The organism is Thermogladius sp. KZ2Tp1 (assembly GCF_051131135.1).
GTDB lineage: Archaea > Thermoproteota > Thermoprotei_A > Sulfolobales > Desulfurococcaceae > Thermogladius.
The window spans coordinates 1,097,903-1,111,503 of record NZ_CP151274.1 but is presented as its reverse complement, the minus strand read 5'-3'; the positions used below and the strand labels follow the sequence as shown (position 1 = coordinate 1,111,503).

Here is a 13,601-nt window from a genome sequence, read left to right as displayed (position 1 = left end):
TGAAACCGTTTGAAGGCCCTCCTCTTAAAGGGCCCGCGAGAGCTGAGCATCGAAGACGTGCCTGAGCCCCAGCCCGGACCGGGCTGGGTCTTGGTCAGGACCTCTGCGGTCGGCATCTGCGGGACGGACAAGGCCTTCTACACCGGCTCATACCCTCTGTTCAAGAAGCCGCTGATACCCGGCCACGAGGTGGCTGGGGTGGTCGTCAGCGATGGGAGGCTCAAGGGCAGGCTAGTAGTCAGCGAGATCAACTTCCCGTGCGGCAGGTGCGAGTACTGTAGAAGGGGCTTGTACACCCACTGCCCATACAGGAGGACGCTCGGCATCGACTTCGACGGCGGCTTCGCTGAGTACTTCGTCGCCCCGGAGCAGGCGCTCCACGTAGTAGAGGGCTTGCTCGACCCGGTGGAGGCGACGCAGGTAGAGCCGCTAGCAGCCGTCCTCAACGCGTTCGCCCAGTACCCCCCTGAGCCAGGGGACAACGTCGCAGTAGTTGGCACGGGCAACCTCGCCCTACTCGCTGCCCAGGTACTCAAGTGGATGGGGGTGGACCCCGTGGTCGTGGCGAGGAGGGGTAGCTCGAAAGCGCACTACTTCGAGAAGATGGGGTTCACGGTGATGGCTCTCGACGAGGTGAGAGAGTACATGAAGAGGAGGACCCCCGAAGGCCTGGGCTTCGACATGGTAGTCGAGGCCACTGGAGGGACGCAGGGGCTGGACACAGCGATCGAGATCACGAGGCCTAGAGGGGTCGTGCACTTGAAGTCGACACCCGGGTCGAAGTTCACTGTAGACTTGACGAGGGCTGTTGTCAAGGAGGTGAGGATCGTGGGGACGAGGTGCGGGACCTTCAGGGAGTTCAGGAAGGCGATCGAGCTCGTGAGCAAGGGGCTAGTGAAGCCGGTAATCACCAGCGTGTTCGACGGTATAGAAAGCTCCGTAAAGGCGTTCGAGAAGTCCCTGGGCGAGGGGGAGGTTAAAGTAGTGGTCAGAATCTGAAGCTCGCCAGCGCCCCTAAGAGGGCCGACCCGTACTCTACGGCATACTTTTTCAGCTCCTCCGCGGTGGGGTACCCCGTCTCCTTCACAAGGCTGTTACTCACTAGCAGTACCGAGAGAGCCTTGAACCCCCTGATCTTGGAGAGGACGTATAGGACCGCGGTCTCCATCTCCACGCTAATGGCGCCCAGGCTCCTCCACTCCCGGGCGAACTCGGTGGGGTCGACGTAGAACCTGTCCGCGCTGACTACGCTGCCGACGTAGTACCTGACGCCCCTCTTCGCGAACCTCTCCTCCACGTGCTTCAGCAGCTCGTAGTCGGCTGTGGCGCTGAGCGATATGTTCCCGGGGAAGTACTGGGAGTAGATGCCGCCGCTGTAGTAGCTCGCGTCCATGGCTAAGACTACGTCCCCCACGTCGAGCTGTTCGACCAAGGCCCCTGTTGTCCCGAACCTCGTTATTACCTTGGCGCCCAACATCCGCAACTCCTCGAAGACTATGTGGGCGGACGCAGCCCCGACCCCGTGGACGGCTATTGAGACCGGCACGCCGGAGTACTCCCCGGTGTACACGTAGAAGCCCCTGTTCTCGTTCACCAGCCTCGGGTTTGAGAGGAGGTCCTTTAGTAGGTGGGCCCTCTTAGGGTCGCCGACGGTGACGACCCTCTCGGCGACCTCGCCCGGCTTTGCGAGTATGTGTAGAGGTCTACTGAAGTAGCTCATGGCGCCATCCTCTTGTAGAGCTCCTCCGCCATGTCGCCTACCCTGACCACCTTCCCCAGCCCTAGCTTCGAGGCGATCACGCTGACCTGCAACGGTATGTAGCCGTTGGATTCGAGGAATGCCACGTCCCCGATGACCTCCTCGGGCGTACCCTCCCTGATTATCCTGCCCTGGCTCATGAACACCACTCTGTCGGCGAGCTCGGCGATCAGCTGGAGGTCGTGGGCTATTAGTACGACAGAGTGCCCCTTCTTCGTCAGCTCCCTGAATATCTCGAGGAGGTTGAGGCTCCTCTTGTAGTCGATCCCGGCGAAGGGCTCGTCCAGTACGAAGACGTCCGGGTTAAGGGCCAGTACTGTGGCTATCGCCAGCCTGTGCCGTTCGCCGAAGCTGAGGACGTGCGGGGATATGTCGAGCGGCTTCCTAAGATCCACCACCTCGAGAGCCCACTTGATCCTCTCCTCGATCTCCTCCGTTTTGAAACCGAGCTTCTTGAGCCCGACGCTCAGCTCGTCCCTGATGGTAGCCGAGTAAATCTGCGAGTCCGGGTTCTGGAAGACGTAGCCCACGTGCCTCGCCAGCCTCGAGGTGGGGACTCTCCTCGTGTCCATACCGAGCACTCTGACCTCACCTCTCCACGGCTTTAAGAGGCCGTTGAAGTGCTTGGCGAGCGTTGTCTTCCCGGCCCCCGACTCGCCTATGACGCCGACGAACTCGCCCCTCCTCACCGTGAAGTTGACGTCCTTCAAGACCCAGTCCTGCTTCTTGTTGTACTTGAACCAGACACCCTTTGCCTCCACCAGCACCTCGCTCAACCTACCTCCCCCCGCTCAGCCTGCCCTTGATCAGCTCCACCGCCTCGCGGGCTGTGACGGGTATTCTGTCTACTCTGACCCCCCTGTCAATTAGCTTGTAGAAGACCTCGGAGATCATGGGCGGCCTCACGCCCACCCTCTTGACCAACTCGTAGTTGGAGAAGACCTCGCTAGGCTTGCCCACAGCTACAAACTCCCCCTTGTCCATTATCACGATCTTGTCCGCGATCTCGCTAGCCCACTCGATCCTGTGCTCGACTACAACTATCGTCATCTGGTAGTCCCTCTTCAACCTGTCGAGCAGGTCGAGGACTCTCTTAGTTCCTCTGTGGTCTAGCATGGAGGTCGGCTCGTCGAGTATCATCACTTTCGGCCTGAGAGCCAGCACGGAAGCTATCGCGAGTATCTGCCTCTCCCCGGCCGACAGGCTCCACGGCGAGAGGTCCTTCTTCTCCCACAGGCCCACGTACTTTATAATCTCCTCCGCCCTCTCCCTTATCTCGTCTGGTGGGAGGCCCAGGTTCTCGAGCCCAAATATGACCTCCTCGAGGACAGAGGGCATGATAATCTGCGAGTCGGGGTTCTGGAAGACGAAGCCTATATCCCTCACTATCTCCTGGGGCTGCAGCCTTAGGATGTCCTTTCCGAGTATCTTCACCGTGCCCTTTATAGTCCCTTTGACCATGTTAGGAATGATACCCGTAAGTATGTACATCAGAGTGGACTTCCCGCAGCCGGAGGGGCCCATTAGGACGACGAACTCCCCTCTCTCAACTGTTAAGTTGAGGTTCTTGAGCGTCCAGTCTTCGGCCAGTAAGTACTTGAACCACAGGTCTTTGATCTCAACAGCGGGCTCGCTCATCTCCATCCCTCCACGTAAGTGTAGGTCGAGAACCCGACCATCTTCAATGCGATTATAGAGAGGTAGAAGGCCGCCAGCACAACCAGCGCTATCGTGTCCTTCCGACTCCAGTTCAGGGGCTTCATGTAGCTCCTCTTACCCGCGCCGAAGCCCCTAACCATGAGGGTTATAGCGGTCTCCCACGTTATGCTCATGATCCTTATTATCAGGGGGACGAAGACGGGGGTGGTGTAGGCTATCCTCTTCACCGGGTTAGGAGAGTCGACTTCTATACCCCTGGACTTCTGGACATCGATTATCTCCTTGAGCTCCTTGAAGGTGACCGGCAGCAGCCTCAGCGAGAGGAAGAGTGTGAAGCCCGCCTTATACGGCAGTCTGAGCTTGTCGAATGTCTGGACAAGGTCGTACGGCTTGACAGTCGAGAAGAAGAGCAGCATGGCTGTGATCGGGTTTACTATGAGGAAGAACTTGCCTGTCCCGACCAGTAAACCGACGTCTGTCACCAATAGGTTGGCGAAGCCTATGTAGAACAGGGGCCTGCCCACGTTCTGATAGAAGCTCGCCCACACGAGTATGGTGACTATGAAGAAGACTACGCTGTAGGTTATGGTTATTAGCAGCCTAGCCAACGACAGCCTGGCTAGTACAATCCCCACGATCAGGCTTATGAAGACGAACACGCCTACGCTCCCGTCGAACTGGGTGGCGATCGAGGCGGCGAGTGCGAGTACAAACCAGGCCAGCTTTACTCTCGGGTCCAGCCTGTGTATAACGCTGTCGGCCTCGTAGTATAGGCCTATCTCACCGCTCAACTCCACCACACTCGAGTAAATCTTGGCGAACTTCGCGGATTTTCTCAAAGACTACGTGCTTGAGCCTATTAAACTCCGCGCTTTTGTTCACGGCTCTCCCCGAAACGACTACCAGTGCCGGCCTGTAGTACTGGTGGTCGTAGACGAGGCTGAAAGCCGCGTCGGTCGGGGACATCTCGCTGGGGTCGACCCAGGGCGGGGGCTCCCAGAGGACTATGTCTGCTGGCGCGCCCGGCACGATACCGCTGTACTCCCACCCGAGCGCCCTACTGCCCTCCCAGACGCTATTCTTGAGCAGGGCGTACACGTCCAGCGGCACCGGTCGAGCGTACCTGCTCCCCTGTGCGGCCAGCGCTACTTTCATCTCGAAGAGCGGGCTCATCACGCCTGCTGTGAGAGGCCCGTCTGTGCCGACCGTTACAGGTATGCCTCTCTCGAAGTACTCGAGGACCCTCGCGACGCCGGAGCCCCAGCTCATGATCGTGAACGGGCAGTACGACGCGTAGGGCCTGCGCCTTGCCAGCAGCTCCAGGTCCCTGTCGTCGACGTAGACAGCGTGGGCCAGGAGGGGCCTCACCGAGAGCAGGCCCAGCTCGTCGGCCAGCTGCGCCGGCGTCTTCCCGTACCTCTCCTTAGCGAACCTTACTTCGTCCAGCGACTCTGCGAAGTGGATGTGTATCTTAACCCCCTGGTCGAGGGAGGCCTCGACCGCCCTCTCGACAGAGTCGAGGGATACCGAGTAGAGGGCGTGGACCCCTATCATGCCCCTGACAAGCTCGTCGCTCTTGTATCTCGCCGCGAACCTTACGGAGTCCTCTATACTGTGCTTCGGCGGCCCCTCGAACAGCTCTATGACGCCTAGGCTCAGCGACGCCCTCAAACCCACCTCCTTGGTGGCCTTCGCAACCTCGTCCTCGAAGAAGTACATGTCGCCGTATAGTACAACGCCGTTTTCCACGAGCTCGACTAGCGCGGCGAGAGCCCCGTAGTAGACGTGCCTGGGCTTAAGGCAGCTCTCCATCGCCCAGACCCGCCTCAGCCACTCGAAACCCGTCTTCCTAATAGGGGTGCCCTTGAAGACGTACATGGGTATGTGCGTGTGAGTGTTTACCAGCCCTGGCGTGACGAGGTAACGCCTTCCGCCCACTATGAACTCGGGCCTGTGCTCAAGGGCCTTCTCGTACGGTAGCACGCCGTGTACAACACCCCTATCACCGTCCACTAGGACGACGTGGTCTTCCAGGAAGCGGTCTCGCTCGTCTAGAGTGAGGACGCTCCCCCTAATCCCGTAGAGCAAAAACACCACCGGGACGATGCGGTTAGGTGAGAAAAAATGTGTTTAAGGTAGGCCGACCCTGTCCTTCCAGTAGAGGCCCCTCATCTTGATCGGGGGGTACAGTAGGTAGCCTAGTATGGGTGTTATGGTCGACGTCACGATGGCGTCGTTGAATATGACCCAGGGGGCGAACCAACCCCATATCAGCGGTCTCGGCAGCCCTATCACCGGCTCTAGGGCGTCGAGCCACCAGGATATGTACAACGCTACGTAGATGCTCCCTATGACGGCGCCCCATATGTAGTACTCTATTATGCTCCTCGGGCTCCTGAAGCTGTGGTCTTTCATGAACTTGTACGGTAGGTAGGCTATCATGAAGTTGCCTATGAACCCGCCGATACTGCCGATGCTGAGGTAGCCTGTGAGCGCGTCCGCTATAAAGTTGCCTATTGCAGTCCCGAGCGCGCCGGGTACGCCGAAGAGCATGCCGAAGAGCGGTGCGAGGGCGTTGCCCGGCCTCAACCACGTGAAGCCGGGGATTATCGGGATACCGCCTGTAGCGGCCAGCGAGCCGCCGTAGATAGCTGCGGAGAGAGCCGTCACGGTGACGTCTACTGCGTCCCACTTCACGTTGTTCTTGACTATCCTGAAGTTCCTGTCGATAGTGTCGCCGGAGACCTCCATGAAGAATATTATTGTACCGATCACCCAGAGTATCCCGGCGACGACGAACCAGAAGTCCCTACCCAGGGCTATGAACGGCCGCGAGATGATCCATTGCTGCCAGTTCGAGAGCCCCTTGCTCACGATGTCGTACGCTACGTAGATGAAGAAGGCGGCGAACAGCAAGCCTATGACTATGCTAAGAGTCCAGAGACCGGCACCCTTCCCGCTCACTTCTTACCACCCCTCCTAGCCACGTAAACGGCCAGGGCTATTCCCACTATCAGGATTATGAAGCCTAGCGTTGTCGTGACGGCTGGGCCCATAGAGCTCTGGTTCAGGCCCACAGCCGCGTAGAAGCCCATCGTCGAGTAGACGTAGTATACGAGCATGGCGAAGAGCCACAACGCGCCCAGCGCCAGCAGCACCAGCCCACCCCGCTTCTTCGCAAGGTAAAGCGAGATCCCGATTATTAAGACGATGACGCCTATCGTTAGTAGAACGATGTCCTGCATCAAGAGCCATCCACCTTACGTGTCTTAGTCATATATTTGAGTAGGTAGAAAATATAAACGTTTACACAGGTCTATGTACCGCTTATAGGAAGTAAGCGGCTATATCCTGATTAAGGGGGCGCCCCCGTTTAGTAGAACCTCTGCCAGCCTCCTAGTCGAGCGGGTGACCAGGTTGCTTTCCGCAGCCTCGCGGAGGTCGAACCACTCCACCCTCCTCGCGTCTCCGCCGGGCCTCAGCTCGCCGCTCAGCGTCTCCGGGTCGAAGAGGACGTCTACTATCACGTAGTGGTACTTGACCCTACCGTCGTCCCTCACAATCGACTCGGACACCCAGACTATGCCCACCGGCTTCCCCTTAAGCCCGGTCTCCTCCTCGAGCTCCCGGACAGCCGCCTCTAGAATTGACTCGCCGGCCTCGATCGCCCCGCCCGGAATAGACCACAAGCCTACACCGGGAGGGTAGCCCCTCTCGACCAAGAGTATCTTCCCGTCCTTGACCACTACAGCGCCCACGGAGGCTATCGCGTACTCGGGGTACTCGCGGGGCAAAGGGATGCACCCACGCGGCCTTTTCACAGCCTTGATAGGAGACTATTCCGTTCACAGGGGTAAAAACGGGTTAGCCTGGCGGCGCCTGCGGGCTTACTCCCTCTTGTAGGGCACTCCCACGTACTTCGGCGGCCGGGACTTACCGATGACCCCTGCTACAACTACTAGTGTAGCCACGTAGGGGATCGTGTTGAAGAGGTCTACCGGTATGATCTCCTTGAGCCACCCAATGTTTTTCATCCACTCGCCGAGAACCCAGAAGAACCCGAAGAGGAAGCTCCCCGCTATCCCGAGTATAGGATTCCAGTTGGCGAAGTTTACTGCGGCCAGCGCTATGAAGCCCCTACCGGCCGAGATCTGCTTCGTTATCCCAGCGTTCCAGTCGATGCTCAAGAAAGCCCCTGCCAAGCCGGTGAGAACCCCGGCTATTGCTGAGGCCGCCGTCTGGACCAGCTCGACTCTCACGCCTACAGAGTCGGCTACCTCGGGGTTCTCACCGCAGGCTCTGATTGCGAGGCCGGCCTGCGTCCTGAACAAGTACGGCCTTTCTCCGAGCTAGCTTCTGCCCACAAGAAGGTCTATAGGGGCTCAATAAACACCCTCATAGCATATAACGTTTAATGATATGACGAATACATAGGTTTGTGTGAGTGGTGCTATGGGCCTCCTCGAAGTACAGGACCTGACGGTTGAGGCGGGCGGTAAGGTCGTCGTCGACAACACGAGTCTAGCACTAGAGGAGGGGGAGGTACTCTACCTGCTCGGGCCTAACGGTACTGGCAAGACCTCTCTGATAAGGAGCATCGTCGGCTACCCCGGCTACAACATCGTGAGAGGTAGAGTCCTCCTCGAAGGCGAGGACTTGACGGGGAAGCCCATGGAGTACAGGGTCTCTAGGGGGCTCGGCCTCGCGCACCAGTTACCCCCCAAGCTGAGCGGCCTAAGGGTGAGGGCGCTCTTAGAGGCCATCTGCTCCAGGACTAAGTGCTCCGCCGACGAGATAGCCTCGGCGCTGCAAATACAGTACCTGCTGGACAGGGACTTCGGGAGGGGCTTCTCAGGCGGAGAGCTGAAGAGGGTCGAGCTCGCAACGCTCCTCGCGATGAGGCCGAAGGTCGGCCTAATAGACGAGCCGGACAGCGGTGTGGACGTTGACTCCGTCAAGGTGATCGCTGACGGGATCAGGGCCCTCATGGGTGTCTCGAGGTCGGTCCTCATTGTGACCCACAGCGCCTTGATATCAAAGTACATTAGGCCTACAAGAGTATGCCTGATGTTGAACAGGCGCATACAGTACTGCGGGGGCCCTGAACTAGTGGAGGAGGTGTTCGAGCACGGCTTCAAGGGGCTGGTTAGAGGAGATCAGGTCTAGAGCCCGCGCCGCCCTGTCAAAGCCGGCGACGTACGGCGACGACGTCGACCTGGCAGAGTATACAGAGGCTATCGGGAGAGGAGACTTCGACCCCGCCAGGGCAGAGGAGGTGGGGTTCACAACGTCCGGTAGGGCCTACTACCTCCAGATCGACCAGAACTACTTCAAGTACCTGAGCAGGTTCAGCGGCGTGGAGATCATGACGACGGGGGAGTTCGTCGAGAACAGGCCCGACGAGGCGAGGGAGTACTACTGGAGGCTGATAGACCCGGCGAGGGACAAGTACACCGCCACGGCCGCGCTCCTCGAGAGGGGGGGTTACTACATCAGGGTTAAGAGGAACACGAGGCTACAGGAGCCTATACTGGCGTGCCTCTTCCTAAGTACGCGGGGCATACAGGCACCGCACAACATCGTGGTGGTCGAGGAGGGGGCCGAAGCCGTCGTCACAACGGGCTGCACTATAGCCCCCGAGAATGTCGGCGTCCACATCGGGATATCGGAGTTCTACGTGGGCGAGAGGGCGAAGCTCACCTTCGTAATGGTACACTCCTGGAACCACGTCTCTCACGTCAGGCCTAGGACGGCCGTTGTAGTAGGCGACGGGGGCTACTACCTCAACTACTACGCTAACTTGTCCCAAGCGAGGACGCTTCAGAGCTACCCCGAGGTGACGCTCGGCACGAGGGCTAGAGCGGGGGTCTACTCGATTATACTCGGCCTAGGGGAGGCGTCCATAGACTACGGGGGCGCGGTCTACTTGAACGGGGACGAGGCGAGCGCCGAGGTTGTGTCGAAAGCCCTCGCTAGGGAGGAGGCGAGAGTAGTCACGCGTGGCAGGCTCCACGCCAGGGGTAGGGGGTCGAAGGGGCACCTGGAGTGCAGGGGGCTCATGCTATCCGAAAAGGCCTACATGTTGGCGGTCCCCGAGCTGTCCTCGGACACTCTGGACGCGACTCTCACACACGAAGCATCCATCGGCAGGCTGGCCGAGGAGGAGGTAAACTACTTGGTGAGCAAGGGCTTCAAGAGAGACGAGGCGGTCAGCCTCCTCGTGAAGGGGTTCATCAGCGTCGAGGAGAACGTGTTTCCCCCTAAGGTGAGGGGGATCATCAGCAGCGTCGAGAAGCTAGTTGTCGAGAAGTCGTTCTGAAGACAGCCGCCCAGCCATCCTATTGCTTTCTAAATTATCGGCCAGCCCTTAGTCTCCCCGTCCCAAGACAAGGGGTAGGCTCATACTACGCTCACGATTCGTAATTCAGGTTGACGGTACGGTCCCCCATGTAGAGTCCAGTAAGTCGGCTAGCCCAACGTGATCGGCGGCCCTGTTCTCGTATCCATAGGGTTTAGCACGTAGTATGGTAACAAGAACAAATTAGTAAGTACACGGTGAAGATACGAGGCGGTGAATTTGGAAAAAAACTAGACTGGTGGGGGTAGAGGTCCTGTGGGCTGGGGCTGGACTGGCGGCGGTGGGGCCTGTCTCGCCTTCTTTATGCTGTCTCCCAGCGCGATGTAGAGCAGGATCCACGCTACGAATCCGGCGATCGAGGCGAATATCGCTATGATGAAGAGTATCCCGGCGGCCAGGTAGAGGGCGTTTTTCTCGACGTCGTTCAGCTTGAAGGAGAGTATTATCAGGCCGATGTAGCCTATGATGATTAGTATGACCCCTATAAACATGATAGGTATCCCGACGATGAACACTACCAAGAGAGCCCCTATCAGGAGCAATATGAGCCCGTAGTAGAGCCCGACCCTGATCAAGGTCGCCGATGTGGAGAACTCGGGGTTAATCTCCGCAAGCTTCCTTACGCCCGGTACGAAATATCCCCATAACCCCACGAGGGCTATGATAGCCCCGACGATCACCACGACGATCATGGCGACTAAGGCGCCCATGGCTCCAGCTAACCCGAGCCCCAAGTGGCGTGGAGCTAAGAGGGCCCCCGTAAACACGCCGAAGAGGGTGAGCGACAGCCCGATACCTATAAGAAGCCAGGCGATCAGCAGGAACAGCACTCCTCTCCGCATCGTCTCAAACGCTTCGGCCTGAGGGTTGGATACTACGGTCACTCTTCCACCTCTCCCACTTTAATCAAAAGGCGGTATAAATAATATAGTTTGTGCCGAGTAAGAAGACGCGAAGGGCCTTGAGGGCGGGTTGGATTGTACACTTGATATCCTTAGGAGACAAGAAATGCGTACTCGATGTTTAACAGGTTTTAGACCACGTCACCGCCCATGTTAATGCCGTATTTATGAGTGGGCATCGGTACTGTCGGCCAGGGGACTAGACGCACGGGGTTTGTCGTCGCCTGGTAACCATAAGACGCTAGTCGAATAGACTGTTCAGCCCCGTTGAACAACCCGCTACCCCTACACCCAGGCCTACACAATGCGAGCAAGACTACCGCGGTTACGTAGTCGGAGCCCGCACTAGCCTAGCTCTAGACAGGGAACGACCCCAGCAGGCCGCCGGCTATGTCTGCTAAAACACCCCTCCCGACTATTGGCTAGCAGTTGTACAGTAGTCGTCTCCGCCCGACACGGCTACGCCGATCCCTTCATCTAAGTTTTCCCACAACTACACGCTCATACACGGGCCCGTAGGTTCTAGACCAAGCTAGACGGGTGCTAGTACGCGGTAACCATACCCCTAGTCGCCGATGCCGAGTTCTCTCTTGACTCTCGCGTCTATCTCCGCCCCTATCTCCAGCGACCTCCTGTACGCCGACTCGACCGCCTTCATGAGGGCTGCTTTAACCCCCTCGGACTCCATGGCTATAAGGCCTCTTATAGTGGTGCCCGCGGGGGTCGTCACGTCGTCCCTGAGCTTGAACGGGTGTGTACCGGACTCCCGCAGTAGTCTGCTCGTCCCCTCCAGAACGTCGAGGGCCGCGCTGTAGGCGAGGTCCCTCGGCAAGCCCACGAGGACCCCTGCCAGCACCAGCGCGTCTATGATCTCGGCTATGAAGGCCGGCCCGCTGCCTGCGAGCGCCGTCCAGGCGTCGAGGAACTCCTCGGGAACCCAGTACACCCTCCCCATGCACTTGAGGAGCTTGTCCACGATGGCCATGTCCCTCGTACGGCTGCCCTGGGCAACGGCCGTAGAGCTCAGTCCTACCTCCGCGTTAAGGTTGGGCATAGCCCTGTACACCTCCGCCTCAGCCATCGCCTTCTTCAGCGTAGCTAGCCGGACGCCGGCTATGAAGGAGACGACGGTTCTGCCAGCCCACGAAGCCGGCTTAACGGACTTGACGACCTCTGGCAAGTGGTGCGGCTTCACGGTCAAGAAGGCGATGTCGCTGGAGGAGACGGCGTAGTCGTTGTCCCGGGTCGCCTCTGCGCCGAGGGAGGCCGCGTTCTTGAGAGTCTCGTCTCTCCTGCCCGTCGCCACGATTTCACTGTAGCCGCACCTCACCAGCGACTTCACGACCACAGATCCGATCCTACCCGCCCCTATCACCGCCACTCTCAATACACCGCACCCGTGGAGGCGAGCGTGTACAGGCGGTGTATATTTCTAGGACTGGAATATAAACGTGAATGTAAGAAAAAACTATATCTGGGGCTGTAGTTTCTCGCCTATAATCCTCGTGAGGAGGACCGTACAGGCGTTGTCGCCGCTCGCGTTTATCGCTGTCCTTATGGCGTCGGCTAACGGGTCGATGACCATCATAATTGCTATGCCTTCCAGCGGCAGCCCCACAGTGGCTAGGACGTAGGCGAGCATTATTGTCCCCCCGCCCGGTATGGCGGCTGTGGCAACGCTACCTATGGTCGCAGCCGCGATGATCAACCCCACCTGGTACGGCTGGATGGGGATGCCGAAGAGTTGCGCTATGAACATCGCGCTGAGGGCCTGGTAGAGGGCTGTCCCGTCCATGTTCACCGTCGCCCCGATTGGTAGAGTGATGTTGTATATGTAGTCCGGCACACCCATCTTCCTGGACGCCTCCATGTTGTAAGGTAGCGTAACAGCGCTGCTCCTCGTAGTGAAGGCCACGATAAAGGGCGTGGACTGCGCCTTGAAGTACTTCACGGGGTTGAGACCGCCCAGGGCCACAAGCAGGGAGTATACCACAAAGAAGTGCATCAGCGTAAACGAGTACTGGGCTACCAAGAACTTCCCGTAGGCCCCCAGCATCTTCGCCCCGTACTCGCTCATGAGCCAGACAGCGTATCCGAAGATCGCTATGGGGGCGTAGTACATTATCACCCTGACTGTCGCGACGCTGAGGTCGCTACCGATTTTCAGGTAGCCCGCAATTCTCCTACCCTCCTCGCCGAGCAATAGTGTCGAGACACCGAGTATCATGGCGAATATGATCATTGTCATGGAACCGCCTACTGTGAGGACGTTGCTGAAGTCCAGCTGGAAGAATGACATGAGTACGTCGACGCCGGTTGGGGGAGTCGGCGGCTTATAACCGGCGGGTGGTGTCAGTCCCACCCCGACCCCCGGCTGGAACAACACGCCCGCCAGGTAACCCCAGAACGATGCCAGAATTGATGTGCCTATGTAGAGGACTAGCATCCAGAACAGTATTATGCCAAGCTTCCTGGCATCTGCTATCGAGGCAGTGGCGGCTGCGATCGTGAAGAATATCAGCACGGGTATAACTATCCTGATCAATCGCACGAAGATGTCGCCGAGAGCCTTGAACCACGAGTCCACGGACGCCCTTGTCGCAGTCTCGGGGATAGCGAGTGTCAGGATGTACCCTACTAGCAGACCTAGCACGAAGGCAATAGCTATAGCGATTAAAATCCCGTAGCCTTTCTTGACTGACATGTCTATGCTCACCTTACAAAAATAGATCCTATTTACACCTAGTTATATACCTGATAAAGGGGTAAAACCGCACGGCGCCTCCTCCCACCCTAATTCTGACCTGGATATAGGGTGGTGATCCGCGTCGTTGGTCCTCCACCCAGTCGCCGTTCTGAACTCCTCCCCGCCCCTAAGGGTGGTGGTTTCGCCATGAACGGTTCACGGGTTTGTTGTTTGCCG

Annotated in this window: 15 protein-coding genes; 3 read left to right on the top strand and 12 right to left on the bottom strand. The window is 58.3% G+C overall.

The genetic code is table 11. The annotated features are described in order from the left end of the window. Positions 1-9 precede the first annotated feature (9 nt). Positions 10-999 carry an MDR/zinc-dependent alcohol dehydrogenase-like family protein gene (locus tag WLZ34_RS06175; protein ID WP_434731168.1) on the top strand — a complete coding sequence of 330 codons (990 nt, stop codon included), beginning with the start codon at positions 10-12 and terminating at the stop codon, positions 997-999. Here the strand turns inward: WLZ34_RS06175 and WLZ34_RS06170 are convergent. From WLZ34_RS06170 to WLZ34_RS06130, 9 genes are all read right to left on the bottom strand, one after another. Continuing rightward, on the bottom strand, positions 989-1,720 hold the full coding sequence (locus WLZ34_RS06170; RefSeq protein WP_434731167.1) for a purine-nucleoside phosphorylase: 732 nt from the start codon (positions 1,718-1,720) through the stop codon (positions 989-991). The genes WLZ34_RS06175 and WLZ34_RS06170 overlap by 11 nt on opposite strands. Further along, complete coding sequence (locus tag WLZ34_RS06165; protein ID WP_434731957.1) at positions 1,717-2,526, bottom strand: energy-coupling factor ABC transporter ATP-binding protein; 810 nt, start codon at positions 2,524-2,526, stop codon at positions 1,717-1,719. The genes WLZ34_RS06170 and WLZ34_RS06165 overlap by 4 nt, the downstream gene beginning before the upstream one ends. Before the next feature lie 10 nt (positions 2,527-2,536). Continuing rightward, the gene (locus tag WLZ34_RS06160) at positions 2,537-3,403 is read right to left on the bottom strand and encodes an energy-coupling factor ABC transporter ATP-binding protein (protein ID WP_434731166.1); all 867 of its coding nucleotides are present in this window, start codon (positions 3,401-3,403) and stop codon (positions 2,537-2,539) included. Beyond that, entirely contained in the window at positions 3,394-4,209 is an 816-nt protein-coding gene (locus tag WLZ34_RS06155) for an energy-coupling factor transporter transmembrane component T family protein (protein WP_434731165.1), read from the bottom strand. The genes WLZ34_RS06160 and WLZ34_RS06155 overlap by 10 nt, the downstream gene beginning before the upstream one ends. Beyond that, positions 4,199-5,506, bottom strand: coding sequence for an amidohydrolase family protein (locus WLZ34_RS06150; protein WP_434731164.1), 1,308 nt, complete (start codon positions 5,504-5,506; stop codon positions 4,199-4,201). The genes WLZ34_RS06155 and WLZ34_RS06150 overlap by 11 nt, the downstream gene beginning before the upstream one ends. A gap of 42 nt (positions 5,507-5,548) precedes the next feature. Further along, entirely contained in the window at positions 5,549-6,382 is an 834-nt protein-coding gene (locus WLZ34_RS06145) for a QueT transporter family protein (protein WP_434731163.1), read from the bottom strand. Further along, positions 6,379-6,666, bottom strand: a complete 288-nt coding sequence (locus WLZ34_RS06140) for a hypothetical protein (protein ID WP_434731162.1) — start codon at positions 6,664-6,666, stop codon at positions 6,379-6,381. The genes WLZ34_RS06145 and WLZ34_RS06140 overlap by 4 nt, the downstream gene beginning before the upstream one ends. Positions 6,667-6,762: 96 nt before the next feature. Then, positions 6,763-7,212: an NUDIX hydrolase gene (locus tag WLZ34_RS06135; protein ID WP_434731161.1), complete on the bottom strand. Its 450-nt coding sequence runs from the start codon at positions 7,210-7,212 to the stop codon at positions 6,763-6,765. 93 nt (positions 7,213-7,305) lie between these two features. After that, positions 7,306-7,749, bottom strand: coding sequence for an ABC transporter permease (locus tag WLZ34_RS06130; protein ID WP_434731160.1), 444 nt, complete (start codon positions 7,747-7,749; stop codon positions 7,306-7,308). 109 nt (positions 7,750-7,858) lie between these two features. On the opposite strand from WLZ34_RS06130, the gene WLZ34_RS06125 reads away from it, so the two are divergent. Further along, entirely contained in the window at positions 7,859-8,584 is a 726-nt protein-coding gene (locus WLZ34_RS06125; RefSeq protein WP_434731159.1) for an ATP-binding cassette domain-containing protein, read from the top strand. Positions 8,585-8,693: 109 nt separating this feature from the next. Next, a complete protein-coding gene (locus WLZ34_RS06120; protein ID WP_434731158.1) occupies positions 8,694-9,737 on the top strand; it encodes a SufB/SufD family protein in 1,044 nt (347 codons plus the stop codon). Between the two features lie 269 nt (positions 9,738-10,006). On the opposite strand, the gene WLZ34_RS06115 is transcribed toward WLZ34_RS06120, so the two are convergent. From WLZ34_RS06115 to WLZ34_RS06105, 3 genes are all read right to left on the bottom strand, one after another. Then, positions 10,007-10,660 carry a DUF973 family protein gene (locus WLZ34_RS06115; protein WP_434731157.1) on the bottom strand — a complete coding sequence of 218 codons (654 nt, stop codon included), beginning with the start codon at positions 10,658-10,660 and terminating at the stop codon, positions 10,007-10,009. A gap of 583 nt (positions 10,661-11,243) precedes the next feature. After that, positions 11,244-12,065, bottom strand: a complete 822-nt coding sequence (proC, locus tag WLZ34_RS06110; protein ID WP_434731156.1) for a pyrroline-5-carboxylate reductase — start codon at positions 12,063-12,065, stop codon at positions 11,244-11,246. A gap of 81 nt (positions 12,066-12,146) precedes the next feature. Beyond that, a complete protein-coding gene (locus WLZ34_RS06105; RefSeq protein ID WP_434731155.1) occupies positions 12,147-13,394 on the bottom strand; it encodes a dicarboxylate/amino acid:cation symporter in 1,248 nt (415 codons plus the stop codon). Between the last annotated feature and the right edge of the window lie 207 nt (positions 13,395-13,601).

Coding starts and splice junctions, on each gene's coding strand:
- WLZ34_RS06160 (WP_434731166.1), bottom strand. CDS start 3,403: ATGGAGATGAGCGAGCCCGCTGTTGAGATCAAAGACCTGTGGTTCAAG.
- WLZ34_RS06170 (WP_434731167.1), bottom strand. CDS start 1,720: ATGAGCTACTTCAGTAGACCTCTACACATACTCGCAAAGCCGGGCGAG.